At 68.6% G+C, this 14,770-nt stretch carries 14 protein-coding genes; 4 read left to right on the top strand and 10 right to left on the bottom strand.

Translation table 11 applies throughout. The features are described 5' to 3' along the window. Positions 1-236 precede the first annotated feature (236 nt). Both IFE19_RS16040 and IFE19_RS16045 read left to right on the top strand, forming a co-directional pair. Entirely contained in the window at positions 237-860 is a 624-nt protein-coding gene (locus IFE19_RS16040) for an alpha-ketoglutarate-dependent dioxygenase AlkB (RefSeq protein WP_207824080.1), read from the top strand. A gap of 72 nt (positions 861-932) precedes the next feature. Then, the gene (locus IFE19_RS16045) at positions 933-1,835 is read left to right on the top strand and encodes a dienelactone hydrolase family protein (RefSeq protein ID WP_207824082.1); all 903 of its coding nucleotides are present in this window, start codon (positions 933-935) and stop codon (positions 1,833-1,835) included. 205 nt (positions 1,836-2,040) lie between these two features. Here IFE19_RS16045 and grpE read toward each other — a convergent pair whose 3' ends face one another. After that, positions 2,041-2,622: a nucleotide exchange factor GrpE gene (grpE, locus tag IFE19_RS16050; protein WP_207827694.1), complete on the bottom strand. Its 582-nt coding sequence runs from the start codon at positions 2,620-2,622 to the stop codon at positions 2,041-2,043. A gap of 41 nt (positions 2,623-2,663) precedes the next feature. Further along, complete coding sequence (hrcA, locus tag IFE19_RS16055) at positions 2,664-3,752, bottom strand: heat-inducible transcriptional repressor HrcA (RefSeq protein WP_404822175.1); 1,089 nt, start codon at positions 3,750-3,752, stop codon at positions 2,664-2,666. Positions 3,753-3,802: 50 nt separating this feature from the next. Here hrcA and rph point away from each other — a divergent pair, with 50 nt between their 5' ends. Beyond that, positions 3,803-4,519: a ribonuclease PH gene (rph, locus tag IFE19_RS16060; RefSeq protein ID WP_207824084.1), complete on the top strand. Its 717-nt coding sequence runs from the start codon at positions 3,803-3,805 to the stop codon at positions 4,517-4,519. A gap of 68 nt (positions 4,520-4,587) precedes the next feature. Next, positions 4,588-5,010: a hypothetical protein gene (locus tag IFE19_RS16065; RefSeq protein ID WP_207824086.1), complete on the top strand. Its 423-nt coding sequence runs from the start codon at positions 4,588-4,590 to the stop codon at positions 5,008-5,010. A 266-nt stretch (positions 5,011-5,276) separates the two neighbouring features. Here the strand turns inward: IFE19_RS16065 and pnp are convergent, their stop codons facing one another. The 8 genes from pnp to IFE19_RS16105 form a co-directional block, all read right to left on the bottom strand. Continuing rightward, the gene (gene pnp / locus IFE19_RS16070) at positions 5,277-7,511 is read right to left on the bottom strand and encodes a polyribonucleotide nucleotidyltransferase (protein ID WP_207824088.1); all 2,235 of its coding nucleotides are present in this window, start codon (positions 7,509-7,511) and stop codon (positions 5,277-5,279) included. Positions 7,512-7,811: 300 nt separating this feature from the next. Continuing rightward, a complete protein-coding gene (gene rpsO / locus IFE19_RS16075; protein WP_207824097.1) occupies positions 7,812-8,081 on the bottom strand; it encodes a 30S ribosomal protein S15 in 270 nt (89 codons plus the stop codon). Positions 8,082-8,128: 47 nt separating this feature from the next. Then, positions 8,129-9,061, bottom strand: coding sequence for a tRNA pseudouridine(55) synthase TruB (truB, locus tag IFE19_RS16080; protein ID WP_207824099.1), 933 nt, complete (start codon positions 9,059-9,061; stop codon positions 8,129-8,131). A gap of 4 nt (positions 9,062-9,065) precedes the next feature. Continuing rightward, positions 9,066-9,518 carry a 30S ribosome-binding factor RbfA gene (gene rbfA, locus IFE19_RS16085; RefSeq protein ID WP_207824101.1) on the bottom strand — a complete coding sequence of 151 codons (453 nt, stop codon included), beginning with the start codon at positions 9,516-9,518 and terminating at the stop codon, positions 9,066-9,068. 64 nt (positions 9,519-9,582) lie between these two features. Continuing rightward, positions 9,583-10,275 (bottom strand): DUF2459 domain-containing protein, encoded by a 693-nt coding sequence (locus IFE19_RS16090; RefSeq protein ID WP_207824103.1) that lies wholly within the window; start codon positions 10,273-10,275, stop codon positions 9,583-9,585. Positions 10,276-10,282: 7 nt separating this feature from the next. Next, on the bottom strand, positions 10,283-10,807 hold the full coding sequence (locus tag IFE19_RS16095; RefSeq protein ID WP_207824105.1) for a hypothetical protein: 525 nt from the start codon (positions 10,805-10,807) through the stop codon (positions 10,283-10,285). 146 nt (positions 10,808-10,953) lie between these two features. Continuing rightward, positions 10,954-13,980, bottom strand: a complete 3,027-nt coding sequence (gene infB, locus IFE19_RS16100) for a translation initiation factor IF-2 (protein WP_207824107.1) — start codon at positions 13,978-13,980, stop codon at positions 10,954-10,956. Between the two features lie 79 nt (positions 13,981-14,059). Further along, entirely contained in the window at positions 14,060-14,764 is a 705-nt protein-coding gene (locus IFE19_RS16105; protein WP_207824109.1) for an RNA-binding protein, read from the bottom strand. Positions 14,765-14,770: the final 6 nt, after the last annotated feature.

Genomic DNA, 14,770 nt, shown 5'->3' on the forward strand with positions numbered 1-14,770 from the left:
GGTTTCGTGCGGTTCGGGCCAGATTCGATCAAATTGAACCCTCTCCCGACGGGAGAGGGCTTGAGCCTCCAAGAGCGAAGCGATTGGTTAGGCGAAAGGGTAAGGGGCGGCGGCTTCAGTCGGCGCAAGCCGTGGCGACGGTCCGGCGACGGCTTGCGCCGACGGCGACCGCCGCCCCTCATCCGGCCCTTCGGGCCACCTTCTCCCATTGGGAGAAGGGTCTTAAGTCTTGAAGCATGAACCGCCCTGTCATTCGCGAAACCCCGACCAGCCTGCCCGGCTTTCGCCTGTGGCCCGGCGCGCTCGACGCGGCGGCCCAGAAGACCCTGATGGATCAGGTGCTGGCGGCGGCCGAAACCGCGCCCTTCTATCGCCCGGTGACGCCCGGCGGTCGGCCCTTTTCGGTCGAGATGACGGGCATGGGCTCCCTGGCCTGGGTCTCGGATCGGGCGGGCTATCGCTATCAGCCGACGCATCCCGTCACCGGCCAGCCCTGGCCGCCCATGCCGCAGACCCTGCTCGACCTGTGGGACGCCCTGACCGGCTGGCCCGCCCCGCCCGACGCCTGCCTGGTCAACCTCTATCGCGGTGAGGCCAGGATGGGCCTGCATCAGGATCGCGACGAAGCCGACCTGACCGCCCCGGTCCTGTCGGTGTCGCTGGGCGATACGGCGGTGTTTCGCATCGGCCCCGCCGAGGGCGGCAAGACCCACGGCCTGAAGCTGGCCTCGGGCGACGTCTGCGCCCTGATGGGGCCGGCCCGGCTGGCGCGGCACGGGATCGACCGGCTGCTGACGGGCTCGTCACAGCTGGTCCCCGGCGGCGGGCGGATCAATCTGACCCTGCGCCGGGCGCTCTGATCGGGACTCGACGGGAGGCTGAAAGCCGGGTCACAGTCGCCACCTCGTCCGAAGCCGCAGCGGAGACCCTTGATGCCCCTCATCACCCGACCCGAGGGCCTGAGCGCCGATCAGATCGCCCCCAGCCGCCGCTCGCTTGGCGTCACAGCCCTCGGCGGGGTCGCTTTCGCCGCCTACGCCCCCGCCGCCCTCAGCCAGTCGGCCAGCCCGATCACCACCGACAGCGCCGGCCTGATCGCCCACACCGTCTCCTTCCCCGCCCCCGACGGCTTCGAACTGCCCGCCTATCTGGCCCGGCCCGAGGGCGATGGCCCCTTCCCCGTGGTCATCGTGGTGTCCGAGATCTTTGGCGTGCACGAATACATCCGCGACGTCTGCCGCCGTCTGGCCAAGGCCGGCTACGCCGCCGTCGCCCCGGCCTTCTTCGTGCGCAAGGAAGACCCGGCTCCGCTCAGCGACATGTCGGCCATCATGGCCATCGTCGGGGCCGCCGGATACGAGCAGGTCATGGGCGACGTGGGGGCCACGCTGGAGTGGATCGGTCTTCAGTCCTGGGCCCGGTCGGACCGGGTCGGCATCACCGGCTTCTGTTGGGGCGGCAAGGTGGTGTGGCAGGCCTGCGCCCGCTTCGCAGCCCTCGACGCCGGGGTCGCCTGGTACGGCCGTCTGGCGCCGTCCGCCACGGCGACCGAAGATCAAAAGACGGCGGGCCGCCCCTGGCCGGCCGATTTGGCGGGCGAGCTGAAGGCACCAGTGCTGGGCCTCTATGGCGGGCAGGACGGCGGCATTCCCGTCGCCAGCGTCGAGGCCATGCGCTCGGCCCTGACCAAGGCCGGTGCGACCGGCAGCGAGATCATCCTCTACGACGACGCCCCGCACGGCTTCCACGCCGACTACCGCGCCAGCTACCGCGAGGCGGACGCCAGGGATGGATGGCGAAGGTTGCTGGCGTTTTTCGAGGCGCGGCTGAAATAGCCCCGCACTTCTCTTCCGTCATTCCGGGGCGCGAAGCGAACCCGGAACCCAGGCGTCTGACGCATCTGCGCCCATGCCATTGAAGCCGCCGCCTGGGCCCCGGATCGTCCCTCCGGGTCGTCCGGGGTGACGGCGGAAGAACAACCAAATGCAAACGGCCCGGAGCGTCTGCGCCGGGCCGTCGTCATTTCAGCTCAGGAAAGCCTCACGCCTTGGCGTCGAAATGCCCGCCGGTCGTGTTGGCTTCCGAATAGCCGCCGCCGGCCGGGCCCGAGCCCTTGGCCGCGACCACCACCATGGCGGCGCGCACGGTGCGGCCGAACAGGGCGTAGCCGGGTTGCAGGGTCTGGATCACCGTGCCGCCCGGCACGCTGTCCGAGGGCTGTTCCATCACGGCCTGATGCAGGTGCGGATCAAAGGCCTCGCCCGGCTGAGGCGCGACGCGGGTCAGGCCGTTGGTCTCGAAGGCCGACAGCAGCGACTTCTGCGTCAGCTCCAGACCGGTGACCATGGCAGCGGCGGGCCCCTCGGCGTCCCTGGGCGCCGACTGCAGGCCGCGTTCCAGCGTGTCGGCCACGCTCAGAAGATCCTTGGCGAAGCGCTGGATGGCGTAGGCGCGGGCGTCGTTGGCCTGGGTCTCGGCGCGGCGCTTGATGTTCTCGGCGTCGGCCACGGCGCGCAGGGCGCGGTCCTTCCATTGGTCGCGTTCGGCGATCAGGGCGTCGATCACGGCCATGTCGCCGTCTTCGGCGGCTTCCTGTGCGGCGTCGATGGCGGCCTCTCCCATGTCCTGCTCGAGTTGGTCCCGGGTCTCGTCGTTGATGTCGTTCACGTCTCTTGTCCGTCCAGAATCCGCCCCAGCACCCGGGCGGTATAGTCCACCAACGGAATGACACGGGCATAGTTCAGTCTTGCAGGGCCGATGACGCCGATGGCGCCCAGCATTCGCTGCCGACCCGTCATATAGGGCGCCGCGATCACGGCGGAACCCGAAAGCGAAAACAGTCGCGTTTCCGCGCCGATGAAGATGCGCACGCCCTGCGCCGCGCCGACCCCGTCCAGCAGGCCGATTAGCTGTTCCTTCTGCTCCAGATCGTCGAACAGGACGCGGACCCGCTCCAGATCCTCGACCGCCTGGGCGTCCTGCAACAGATTGGCGCGGCCCCGCACGATCAGGGCCCGGTCGCGCTCACCCCCGCCGGACCAGGCCGCCAGGCCGTCCTCGACCAGACGGGCGGCGGCGGCGTTCAGTTCGCGCCGGGCGGCGTCCAGTTCGGCGCTCATCTCGGTGCGCGCCTCGGCCAGGGGGCGGCCCTTCAGCCGGGCGTTGAGGAAGTTGGAGGCCTCGCTGAGCGTCGAAGGCGTCACCCCCGCCGACAGGGGCATGAGCCGGTTCTCCACCGTGCCGTCATCGCCCACCAGAACGGCCAGGGCCTGATCATGGCCCAGGGCCACGAACTCGACGTGCTTGACGCCCGCGTCGCGCACCGGGCTGGCGACGATGCCCGCCCCGCCAGCCAGACCGGACAGCAGGTTGCTGGCGGCGTCCAGCGCCTCTTCGAAATTGCGCCCCTTCCCCGCCAGTCGCGCGTCGATCTCGCGTCGCTCGTCCTGACCGATGTCCCCGACCTCCAGCAGGCCGTCGACGAACAGGCGCAGGCCCGCGTGGGTCGGCACCCGCCCGGCTGAGGTATGCGGCGAGGCCAGCAGGCCCGCCAGCGTGAGGTCCTGCATGGTGTTGCGGATCGAGGCGGGCGACAGGGCCAGGCCGCCGCGCGAAATGGTGCGCGACCCGACCGGCTCGCCCGTCTCCAGATAGGTCTCGACGATGCGGCGGAAGATGTCGCGCGCGCGCGCGTCCAGCGTCCCCAGACCAGCGGGTGCGCTTCCGAACGGCGACGGATGAGGGGCATACAGGCTCACGCTTTCAGGATAAGCACGCCCTGCTCTGGTTCCAAGGAAATCCCATGCGCCCGTCTGAACGCACCCCCGAACAACTCCGTACCGTCACGCTGGAGACCGGCGTCAACCGCTACGCCGAGGGCTCGTGCCTGGTCACCTTCGGCCATACCAAGGTCCTGTGCACCGCCTCGGTCGAGGAAAAGGTGCCGGGCTGGATGCGCAACACCGGCCAGGGCTGGGTCACCGCCGAATACGGCATGCTGCCCCGCGCCACCCACACCCGCGGCCGTCGTGAAGCCGCCGCCGGCAAGCAGTCGGGCCGTACCCAGGAAATCCAGCGCCTGATCGGCCGCAGCCTGCGCGCCGTGGTCGACCTGAAAGCCCTCGGCGAGCGTCAGGTCCTGATCGACTGCGACGTCATCCAGGCCGATGGCGGCACCCGCACCGCCTCGATCACCGGCGCCTGGGTCGCCATGGCTGTGGCCCTGAACTACCTCAAGGACGAGGGCGTGCTGAAGGCCGACCCCATCATCGATCAGGTCGCGGCTGTCTCGTGCGGCATCTTCAACGACCTGCCGGTGCTGGACCTCGACTATGAGGAAGACTCCACCGCCGAGGCCGATTCCAACTTCGTCCTGACCGGCGCCGGCGGCATCGTCGAGATCCAGGCCACGGGCGAGAAGCGCGGCTTCTCGCGTCCCGAGTTCGACCGCCTGTTCGAACTGGCCGGCATCGGCTGCACCGAGCTGTTCGCCCTGCAACGCGCGGCTCTGGGCCGCTAATTCTCGAGGACTAGGCCGCGAGGGCCGATCAAGGCATGGTGCCATCTTCTGCGAACGGAGACTGCCCCATGCGCCCCGCCCTCGCCGCCGCCCTTCTGGCCCTGTCGCTCGCCGCTTGCGGCCAGCCGCAGCCCGCGCCCGCCGAGACGCCCCCGTCGGGCGTGGACACCAAGCTCTCGCAGGAACCGATCGACGCCGTGCCGTTCAAGGAGGCGCCGCCTCCCGCCCCTGTCGCGCCGCCCAAACCCAAGACCGAGCCCGTCGTCTCCGAACCCGTTGCGGCAGCGCCCGTCGGCGAACCCGGCTCCTGCCTCGCCGAAATGGGCGAAGCCCGCTCCAAGCGTCTGGTCGAGCGCTGCATCGCCGTCAGTCCAGCGACCCGCCCGCCCTGCAACAGCGCCAACCCCTGCGCCATGATCCAGGGCGAGATCGACCGGTCCTGCGCCATGTATGGCCCGGATGAGAAGAAGCCGAAGGAATGTGCGGCCTGATCCCTCCCCCTCCCTTTCATGGGGAGGGTGGTCGCGCAGCGACCGGGTGGAGAGGGCGTGGTGATGCTAAGGCTGGCGCTCAATCAGCGAAAGCGCCCCCACCCGTCTGCCGCTTCGCGTTAGCGTCAGCCACCCTCCCCATGAGGGGGAGGGAGAAAGCGCGCTCAAGCAGCCCGCGACCGCGTCGCGGGCGATAGCGCCCTAAAAGAATAAAGGCCCCGCTGGAAACAGCGGGGCCTTCTTCATTTCAACCGTGAAGCTGTCGCTTAGTCGCGACGGCGACGGCCACGATCGCCACCGCGATCGCCGCCTTCACGCTTCGGACGGCCGCCGGTGTCTTCCGACAGCGGGGCTTCACCGCGTTCAGCGCGCTCGGCGTTGATCTTGTCGGTGATGTCTTCGCCCGTGGCTTGATCCACGACCTTCATCGACAGCTTGGTCTTGCCGCGGTCGTCGAAGCCCAGGAACTTGACCTTGACCTCTTGGCCTTCCGACAGGACGTCGGCCGGGTTGGCGACGCGTTCCAGAGCGATCTGGGACACGTGGACCAGGCCGTCCTTGGCGCCGAAGAAGTTCACGAAGGCGCCGAAGTCGACGACCTTGACCACCTTGCCGGTGTAGATCGCGCCCATTTCCGGCTCGGCGGCGATGGAGTTGATCCAGTTCTTGGCGGCGTCGATCTTCTCCTGGTCGTTGGCGGCGACCTTGATGGTGCCGTCATCGCCGATGTCGATCTTGGCGCCGGTCTTCTCGACGATCTCGCGGATCACCTTGCCGCCCGAACCGATCACTTCACGGATCTTGTCGACCGGGATCTTGATGGTTTCGATCTTGGGCGCGTGCTCGCCCAGCTCGGCGCGCGGAGCGTCCATGGCCTTCGACATTTCGTCGAGGATGTGCAGACGACCGGCCGAAGCCTGGGTCAGGGCCTGCTCCATGATCTCCTTGGTGATGCCAGCGACCTTGATGTCCATCTGAAGGCTGGTGATGCCTTCCGAGGTGCCCGCGACCTTGAAGTCCATGTCGCCCAGGTGATCTTCGTCACCCAGGATGTCCGACAGGATGGCGAACTCGCCCGACGGCTCCAGGATCAGACCCATGGCGATGCCCGAGACCGGACGGACCAACGGCACGCCGGCGTCCATCAGGGCCAGCGACGAACCGCAGACCGTGGCCATCGAGGACGAACCGTTGGACTCGGTGATCTCCGACACCAGACGGATGGTGTAGGGGAAGTCTTCCTTGGCCGGCAGCATCGGACGGATGGCGCGCCAGGCCAGCTTGCCGTGACCGATTTCGCGACGGCCGGGCGAACCCATGCGGCCAGCTTCACCCACCGAATAGGGGGGGAAGTTGTAGTGCAGCAGGAAGGACTCCTTGTAGGTGCCCGACAGGCTGTCGATGTACTGCTCGTCCTCGCCGGTGCCGAGGGTGGCGACGACCAGGGCCTGGGTTTCGCCGCGCGTGAACAGCGACGAACCGTGGGTGCGCGGCAGGACGCCGACTTCCGAAACGATGGCGCGGACCTTGTCGAGGGCGCGGCCGTCGACGCGGTGGGCGTTCTCGATGATGTCGCGACGCAGGACGTCGGCTTCGCATTCCTTGAAGGCGGCCGAGAACTTGGAGCTGTCGACGCCCTCGGGGTTCTCGTCGGTCTTCACCAGGGCGGCGGCGGCGGTCTTCTTGGCCGCGTCGACGCCCGAACGGCGCTCATACTTGCCCGGGTGGGCGTAGGCGGCCTTGATGTCTTCGCCGACCAGCTTCTTGATCGAGGCGACGACGTCGGAGTGGTCCTCGGCCTGGAAGTCGAAGGGCTCCTTGGCGGCGTGCTCGGCCAGGTCGATGATGGCGTCGATGACCGGCTGCATGCCCGCGTGCGCGAACATCAGGGCCTCGAGCATCTTCTCTTCCGACAGCTCCTTGGCTTCGGATTCGACCATCATCAGGGCGTCTTGCGTGCCGGCGACGACCAGGTCGAGCGCCGAGTCAGCCATGGCGTCGATGGCGGGGTTCAGGACCAGCTCGCCGTCGATCAGGCCGACGCGCGCGGCGCCGATGGGGCCCATGAAGGGCACGCCCGAGATGGTCAGGGCGGCCGAGGCGGCGACCATGCCCAGGACGTCCGGGTCGTTCTCCATGTCGTGCTGCAGCACGGTGATGACGACCTGGGTCTCGTTCTTGAAGCCCTTGACGAACAGGGGGCGGATCGGACGGTCGATCAGGCGCGAGACCAGGGTCTCTTTTTCCGACGGACGGCCTTCACGCTTGAAGTAGCCGCCCGGGATCTTGCCGGCCGCGAAGGTCTTTTCCTGGTAGTTGACGGTCAGCGGGAAGAAATCCAGGCCCGGCTTGGGCTGGCGGCCATAGACGACGGTGGCCAGGACCACGGTCTCGCCGTAGGTCGCCAGCACGGCGCCGTCAGCCTGACGGGCGATGCGGCCGGTTTCCAGCGTCAGCGGGCGGCCGGCCCACTCGATCGTCTTGCGTTTGATATCGAACATTTTTCTTCTTTCGTCTCCCGCGGGCGTATTCCCGACGGGGGTGTGTGGAGCCTCGGGCTGTTCAGTCCCTCGGTCCCCGAAAACCCGGTCGCGCCATCGCGTCCGGGCGGATGGAGCAAGGACCGTCCTGGCCCTCGCGTCTGCGCCGTTTCAAAGACCTGCGGCGCGCAGGAAGCTCACTGGTTGAGCGTTTTTCGAGGCGAACCGCGTCCGCTTCGAATAAGGGCTCATAGGTGCGGAACGAGGCGCGGACGTGTCCGCCCGCGCCTCGAGAAATCTATCCGCTGCCGGTCGGCCGCCTTAGCGACGCAGGCCCAGCTTGGTGATCAGAGCGACATAACGCTCGCGATCGACCTTGGTCAGGTGGTCAAGCAGACGACGACGCTGCGAGACCATCTTCAGAAGGCCGCGACGCGAGTGGTTGTCTTTCTTGTGGGTCTTGAAGTGCTCGGTCAGGTTGGCGATGCGTTCCGAAAGGATCGCGACCTGGACCTCGGCCGAGCCGGTGTCTGCAGCCGAACGAGCGTTGTCAGCGATGACTTCGCCCTTGCGTTGAGCCGTAATCGACATCGAGAGTCTCCATGTTGGAGCCCTGTCGCGCCGCCCGAAAACGAGCGCTAGGGGAGATTGAAAACACGGTCGGGTTCTAGCCGTCCGGCCCGCATGGTGCAGAGCGCGACGAGCGTTTCTCCCACGAAGGCCGACACCGTGCGCGAACCGGCGGATAGCTGGCTCTTCAAGGTCTCAACCTGACGGGGGAGCAGAACGATCGGCCGTCCCTGCCTCAGCGAGAAGGCGTCCTGTTCCGTGACGGCCAGATCCGGGATGTCGTCCAGAGCGGTCGAAACGGGCAGCAGGCCTTCCAAGGCGGCGCCCTTATGCGCCAGATCGACGAGAAAATCCAGAGTGACGGCGTTCTCGGTCGAGAACGGCCCCACCCGCTCGCGCCGCAGGGCCGAAACGTGCCCCTCGGCGCCCAGCATGGCGGCCAGGTCGCGGGCCAGGGAACGGACATAGACGCCCTTGCCCGTGCGCATGGTGATTTCCACGTGGTCGGCGTCCGGGGCGTCGGTGACGGCCGCCTCATGGATCACGACCTTGCGGGTCTCCAGCTCGAACTGCACCCCGTCGCGCGCCAGATCATAGGCCCGCTCGCCGTTGACGCGGATGGCGGAAAACTGTGGCGGCGCCTGATCGATCTCACCGACAAAGGCCGGCAGGGCCGCCTTCACCGCCTCGACCGTGGGCCGCACGTCCGAACGGGCGATGATCTCGCCCTCACGGTCGATGCTGTCGGTCGAGATGCCCCAGTGGATGGTGAAGCGATAGACCTTCTCCGCGTCCATCATGAAGGGCACGGTCTTGGTCGCTTCCCCCAGGGCGATGGGCAGGATGCCCGAGGCCAGCGGGTCCAGCGTCCCCGCGTGACCGGCCTTCTGGGCGTCGAACAGGCGGCGGACCTTCGTCACCGCCTCGGTCGACCCCATCTCATAGGGCTTGTCCAGGCAGACCCAGCCGTTGACGATCTCCCCCTTCTTGCGACGCGCCATGGTCTCAGTCTTCGTCGTGGTCGTCGATGCGTTCCACGTCGGCGCGGACGCGGGGATCATCGAACAGCCGGTCGATATGGCTGGCCGTGTCGAAGCTCTCATCGTGGCGGAAGCGCAGGTCGGGGGTGAACTTCATGTCGATATGGCGGCCTAGCTGGCCGCGCAGGAATTTGGCGTGAGCGTTCAGCGCCTTGATGATCTCGCTCTCGTGGCCCGCCGTCACAGCCGCCTCCACCCCGGCGCCCAGGGGCTCCACGAAGCAGGTGGCGTGCTTCAGGTCGGGCGACAGCCGCACCTCGGTCACCGTGATCGACACCCCCAGCAGGGCCTCGTCGTGGATCTCCTGTTCGCGCAGCACATCGACCAGGGCGTGACGGATCAATTCGCCGGCGCGCAACTGACGCTGCGACGGGCCCATCGGCCCGGTGGCGTTGCGGGTATGCTGTTTGCGGCTCATGGCGCGCCTCCTTGCATCGCTCGCCGGGGATCGGACGCCGGCTGAAAAAGCGAAGGGGCGCGGTCTAGTCGCGCGCGGCCTCGAAGTCCAGCTTGGCCGCGCGATCAGCGGTCCGCATCACCTCGCCGGAGGTCAGGCTGCGATAGGGGCGGATTGGCAATCCGGCGGCCGACAGCAGCTCCGCCGTCCAGTGATTGCACAGGTGACCGACCCAGAAGACCTCGCGGCTCTGAAAGAAGCGCGCGTCGTCACCCGCCCGAGCGGCGGCCAGAACTGGCCGCCCCGTCGCATCGATTTTCAGCGACGCCTCGACCCGCCCCCGCAGGGCCGCCATGCCCGCCGACGACAGCCTCAACGCCTGACGATCCTCTACCCGAAACCGGCGCGACGGGTCGCTCATCTCGGGGTCCAGCATGACGACCGAGGCGTTCCCGGGCCTGAAGAAGGCCCGCGCCCCGTCGACCAGCCGACCCGAGATCGGGCTCTGATCCACATAGAAGGTCGCATCGCCCCAGCCGACCAGGACCCAGTCGCCGGGCGCCAGACCCGCCGTCGCTGCGGCCAATGCTCCTTCCCCGTCCATCAGGGCGGCGCGCGGCACAGCCAGATCAGTGTGGAAACCGTTGTCGAGCAGGTAGACCGTCACCCCCGCCTCGCCCGGCGTCGCCGGATAGAGGGCCGGATCACCCGGCCGGGTCAGGGTCCACAGGGCCGCGATCAGACCGATCAGGGCCGCGATCAGAAAGCGCCCCGGCATTCCGGCTTCAGTTCGGCCCGTAGGCCAGCGGGACGTCCCTGGCCGGACCCGCGCCCTGCTGCGTCGCCCACTCGCCGCGATAGTCGTAGTTCAGCTCGACACAATGACGATACTGGCCGTCGCTCCAGCGACCGACGGCGTGCATGGTCATGGGACGCCCCGCCCGGACCCGACCGATCACCACCCAGCTCTCGTCGGCGCCGGGACAAAGAGCGCGCGAAAGGCCGCGTCCGTCGCCTTCCTGAACGATGGCGTAGACTCCGCTCTCGCTGGCGCCCGCCGGCAGGGCGCGACGCACGGCGTCAGGTCCGCCGCGCTGGAACCGGGCCGAACCGCGCGAGGTGCTGGAAAACAGGTTCCGAACCGCCACAGCGCCGAACAGGCCGCGCTCGACCTCCAGGGTCACGCCGCGCGTCAGGGCCTGGGTCGTGCGATCGCGCGCGTCGAAGGCCAGAAAGCGGGTGTCAGCGGCAGCGGCGCTCGCTGTGGCGGAAGCGGCCAGAAGGATCGAAAGCAGGATATGGCGGCGCATGGCGACCCCGTCGATGGAACACGCCCCCCGGCGACCGGTGAACCGTAACGAGGTCGGTCGCCGCCGGGAAGCCTTGACCGGAAAAGACAAAGGGCGCGATCCCTTTCGAGACCGCGCCCCTGAGGCCTTCGTCAGTCCGGCGAACCCTAGTCCAGGGTGCGCTTGACCTCTTCGACGGTGAAGCACTCGATGTAGTCGCCTTCCTTGATGTCCTGGAAGCCCTGGAACTGCATGCCGCACTCCTGGCCCGAGGGCACCTCGTTGACCTCGTCCTTGAAGCGCTTGAGCGTGTTGAGCACGCCCAGTTCCAGAACCACCACGTCGTCGCGGATGATGCGGACGCGGGCGCCCTTGCGGACCACGCCTTCGGACACCCGGCAACCGGCGATCTTGCCGACCTTGGTGATGTCGAAGACCTGCAGCACCTTGGCGTTGCCGAGGAAGGTTTCGCGCTGGAGCGGCGCCAGCATGCCCGAGAGCACGCCCTTCATGTCGTCCAGCAGGTCGTAGATGATCGAGTAGTAGCGGATCTCGACGCCTTCACGATCGGCCAGCTCGCGCGCCTGCTTGGACGCGCGGACGTTGAAGCCGAGGATCGGCGCGCCGGCCGACTTGGCCAGGTTGACGTCGCTCTCGGTGATGCCGCCGGCGCCCGAATAGACGGTGCGGGCGCGGACTTCGTCGTTGCCCATCTTGTCCAGCGAGCCGACGATGGCTTCGGCCGAGCCCTGCACGTCCGCCTTGATGACGACCGGCAGTTCGTTGACCTTCTTGGACTGCAGCTTCGACATCATGTCGACCAGCGAGACCGAGCCGCCCGAAACCTGGTTCTTCTCGCGGCGCGCACGCTCGCGATACTCGGTCAGTTCGCGGGCGCGGGCCTCGCTCTCCACCACGGCGAAGACGTCGCCCGGCGAGGGCGCTTCCGACAGGCCGAGAATCTCGACCGGAACGGAGGGACCGGCTTCGGTCAGTTGGGCGTTGCGTTCGTCCAGCAGGGCGCGCGCCTTGCCCCAGGCGGAGCCGGCCACGACGATGTCGCCGCGCTTCAGCGTGCCGCGCTTGACCAGGACGGTGGCGACCGGGCCGCGACCCTTGTCCAGCTTGGCCTCGATGACCACGCCTTCGGCCGAGCGATCCGGGTTGGCGCGCAGGTCCATGACCTCGGCCTGCAGCAGGATGGCGTTGATCAGGCCGTCGAGGTTGATGCGGTTCTTGGCCGACACCTCGATGATCTGGGTGTCGCCGCCCAGGCTTTCGGCGATGACTTCATGCTGCAGAAGCTCGTTGACGACCTTCTGCGAGTTGGAGTCCGGCTTGTCGATCTTGTTGACCGCCACGATCAGGGGAGCACCGGCCGCCTTGGCGTGCTGGATGGCCTCGATCGTCTGCGGCATGACGCCGTCGTCGGCGGCCACGACCAGAACCACGATGTCGGTCACATTGGCGCCGCGCGCCCGCATGGCCGAGAAGGCGGCGTGGCCCGGGGTGTCCAGGAAGGTGACGCGCTGGCCGTCTTCCAGGCGCACCTGATAGGCGCCGATGTGCTGGGTGATGCCGCCGGCTTCGCCGCCGGCCACGTCGGTCGTGCGCAGGGCGTCCAGCAGCGAGGTCTTGCCGTGGTCGACGTGGCCCATGATGGCCACGACCGGCGCGCGCAGGGTGGTGGCGTCCTCGTCGTCGGCCTCGGCGATGAAGCCTTCTTCGACGTCCGATTCCGAAACGCGCTTGACGGCCATGCCGTATTCCTCGGCCACCAGCTCGGCGGTGTCGGAATCGATCACGTCGTTGATCTTCATCATCATGCCCTGACGCATCAGGAACTTGATGATGTCGACGCCGCGGACAGCCATCCGGTTGGACAGCTCCTGCACGGTGATGACGTCGGGGATGACGACTTCGCGCGGCCGGTTCGGCGCGTCGGTCGAGCCGCCCTTGCGCTTTTCCTTCTCGCGTTCGCGGGCGCGGCGGACCGAAGCCAGCGAGCGCATGCGCTCGGCGGTGTCGCCGTCGCCGGCGACCGACTGAATGGTCAGGCGGCCTTCACGGCGCTTGGGCTCGCCACGCGTGCGGCTGACAGCCTTGCCGGGACCGGCGTCCGAAAAACGCTTGTCACGATCATCGTCGCGACCGACCGGGCGGCCGAAGCCGGCGCCGGCGGTGCGGCTGGGGCGCGCCACGTCCGGCGTGGCCGGCGGCTGGTTCGGGGTCGGGCGACCGCCAGGACCGGTGCGGGGCGCGCCGGAACGGGCGGCGCCGGGCGCCGGCTTGGGCGCCAGGGCCGAATAGCGGACAGTCTGAGTCGTCGCCGGACGACCGCCCTGCGGGCGAGCGCCTTGCGGACGGTCCGAGGCCGGAGCGCGGTCCGACTGAGGGCGATCGCCGTCGCCCATGGCCTGTTCACGAGCCGAGCGGCCGCCGAAAGCAGGACGCTCGATCGGCGCGCGGCCGGTCGGGATCTTGGGCGTGCGCTGGCCGAAGTTGACCGCCGGGCGCGCTGGCGCGGCCGGACGGGCCGGAGCGGCGGGCGCAGCCGCCACAGGGGCCGGAGCCGGGGTCGGCGCAGGCGTCGGCGCCGGCGCCGGCACGATCGGCTTGGGCAGTTCGATCTTGGGCTTGGCCGGAGCGGCCGGCGGCGCGGCGGCCGTCAGCTTGGCGGCTTCAGCGCGGGCGGCGTCGGCTGCGGCCTTGGCGGCGGCGGCTTCAGCACGGGCGGCTTCCGCGGCCTTTTCGGCGGCGGCGGCCTGGTCGCGTTGGGCGGCCTCGCGGGCGGCCTTCTCGGCGACCGCGGCGCGTTCGCGCTCAGCTTGCGCTTGCGTCGCCAGGGCGATGGCGCGGCGACGCGCCTCCTGTTCCTCGACGGACAGGGCCCCGCCGGCGGGGCCGCCGCGAGGCGCGTTCGAGCGCGGCGCCGGGGCTGCGCCCTGTTCGGCGCGCGGACGCGAGACGTCGAAGCCCTGCGGACGTTGATGTCCGGGGACAGCGCCGGCGCGACGCTTCGTCTCGACGACCACGGTCTTGGACCGTCCATGGCTGAAGCTCTGCTTCACGGTGCCGGTCGAGACCGATCCCGCCGCGCGCGGCTTCAGGCTCAGCGGAGCGCGCGGCCCCGTTTGAGAAGGCGCGTTGGCAGGGGTCTTACCGTCTTCGGTCTTGTCGTTTTCGTCGCTCATCCGGTCGCTTTACTCGGGGCGGAGAATTCCGCCATCGTCTCGTCAAACACCCATAGCCGGGCGTGGCCCCGCTTCCTGGTCAGGAAACAGGTCCTCGCCCGCCAAAAGCCTCAGGCTCTCGTTCCGGGGTCTCGCCCCGGTCGTCCTCGGCGCCGTCGCCGGGACCGTCCCGGCGCCAGCTCTCTGGACGCAGAGGCCGAAATCCCGCCAGTCGTTCGACCTCCAGGGTCCAACGATCGGCTCGCCCGCCTTTCAGCAGGACGGCGTGTATCGCATTTTCCAGCCCAAGGGCCAAACTCAAATCGTCCGCCGTGAAAGCGCCGCAGATTTTGGGCGGCGGAGACGGATGTTTCGCCAGGGCCAGAAGCTTGCCTCGACCGTCGGCGGACCCGTCCGCCGCCTCGATGACCCAAGCCGCCTTCCCGCCGCGAATGGCGGCGGCGCTCTTTTCGAAGCCAGAGATAAGCACGCCTTCGCGGCGGGCAAGACCCAGCTGGTCCAGACAGCGCCGAACCAGCAGTTTCTCGACCATGTCGGCCAGGTCCGCCGCCGGCTTCAGCGGCGCCTTGGCCGAGCGGGCGAACAGGTTCTTCTTCACCGCCGTCTCGATCGAGGCCCGCGAGGCCTCGACCCATAGCCCCCGCCCCGGCAGCTTGCGCGCCAGATCCGGGGCCACCGAGCCGTCCGGGGCCGGAACGAAGCGGATCAGACGAGATTCATCGAGAACCTGGCGGGTCACCAGGTCCTGACGGTCTCTATCGATCAGCGCCTCGTTCGAAGTCATGGACGG

The organism is Brevundimonas pondensis, assembly GCF_017487345.1.
GTDB classification, from domain to species: Bacteria; Pseudomonadota; Alphaproteobacteria; order Caulobacterales; family Caulobacteraceae; genus Brevundimonas; species Brevundimonas pondensis.

What these genes read in the sequence shown, in the direction of transcription:
- IFE19_RS16040 (WP_207824080.1), top strand. Translation starts at nt 237, where the DNA reads ATGAACCGCCCTGTCATTCGCGAAACCCCGACCAGCCTGCCCGGCTTT.
- IFE19_RS16045 (WP_207824082.1), top strand. Translation starts at nt 933, where the DNA reads ATGCCCCTCATCACCCGACCCGAGGGCCTGAGCGCCGATCAGATCGCC.
- grpE (WP_207827694.1), bottom strand. Translation starts at nt 2,622, where the DNA reads ATGGGAGAGGCCGCCATCGACGCCGCACAGGAAGCCGCCGAAGACGGC.
- rph (WP_207824084.1), top strand. Translation starts at nt 3,803, where the DNA reads ATGCGCCCGTCTGAACGCACCCCCGAACAACTCCGTACCGTCACGCTG.
- IFE19_RS16065 (WP_207824086.1), top strand. Translation starts at nt 4,588, where the DNA reads ATGCGCCCCGCCCTCGCCGCCGCCCTTCTGGCCCTGTCGCTCGCCGCT.
- pnp (WP_207824088.1), bottom strand. Translation starts at nt 7,511, where the DNA reads ATGTTCGATATCAAACGCAAGACGATCGAGTGGGCCGGCCGCCCGCTG.
- rpsO (WP_207824097.1), bottom strand. Translation starts at nt 8,081, where the DNA reads ATGTCGATTACGGCTCAACGCAAGGGCGAAGTCATCGCTGACAACGCT.
- truB (WP_207824099.1), bottom strand. Translation starts at nt 9,061, where the DNA reads ATGGCGCGTCGCAAGAAGGGGGAGATCGTCAACGGCTGGGTCTGCCTG.
- rbfA (WP_207824101.1), bottom strand. Translation starts at nt 9,518, where the DNA reads ATGAGCCGCAAACAGCATACCCGCAACGCCACCGGGCCGATGGGCCCG.
- IFE19_RS16090 (WP_207824103.1), bottom strand. Translation starts at nt 10,275, where the DNA reads ATGCCGGGGCGCTTTCTGATCGCGGCCCTGATCGGTCTGATCGCGGCC.
- IFE19_RS16095 (WP_207824105.1), bottom strand. Translation starts at nt 10,807, where the DNA reads ATGCGCCGCCATATCCTGCTTTCGATCCTTCTGGCCGCTTCCGCCACA.
- infB (WP_207824107.1), bottom strand. Translation starts at nt 13,980, where the DNA reads ATGAGCGACGAAAACGACAAGACCGAAGACGGTAAGACCCCTGCCAAC.
- IFE19_RS16105 (WP_207824109.1), bottom strand. Translation starts at nt 14,764, where the DNA reads ATGACTTCGAACGAGGCGCTGATCGATAGAGACCGTCAGGACCTGGTG.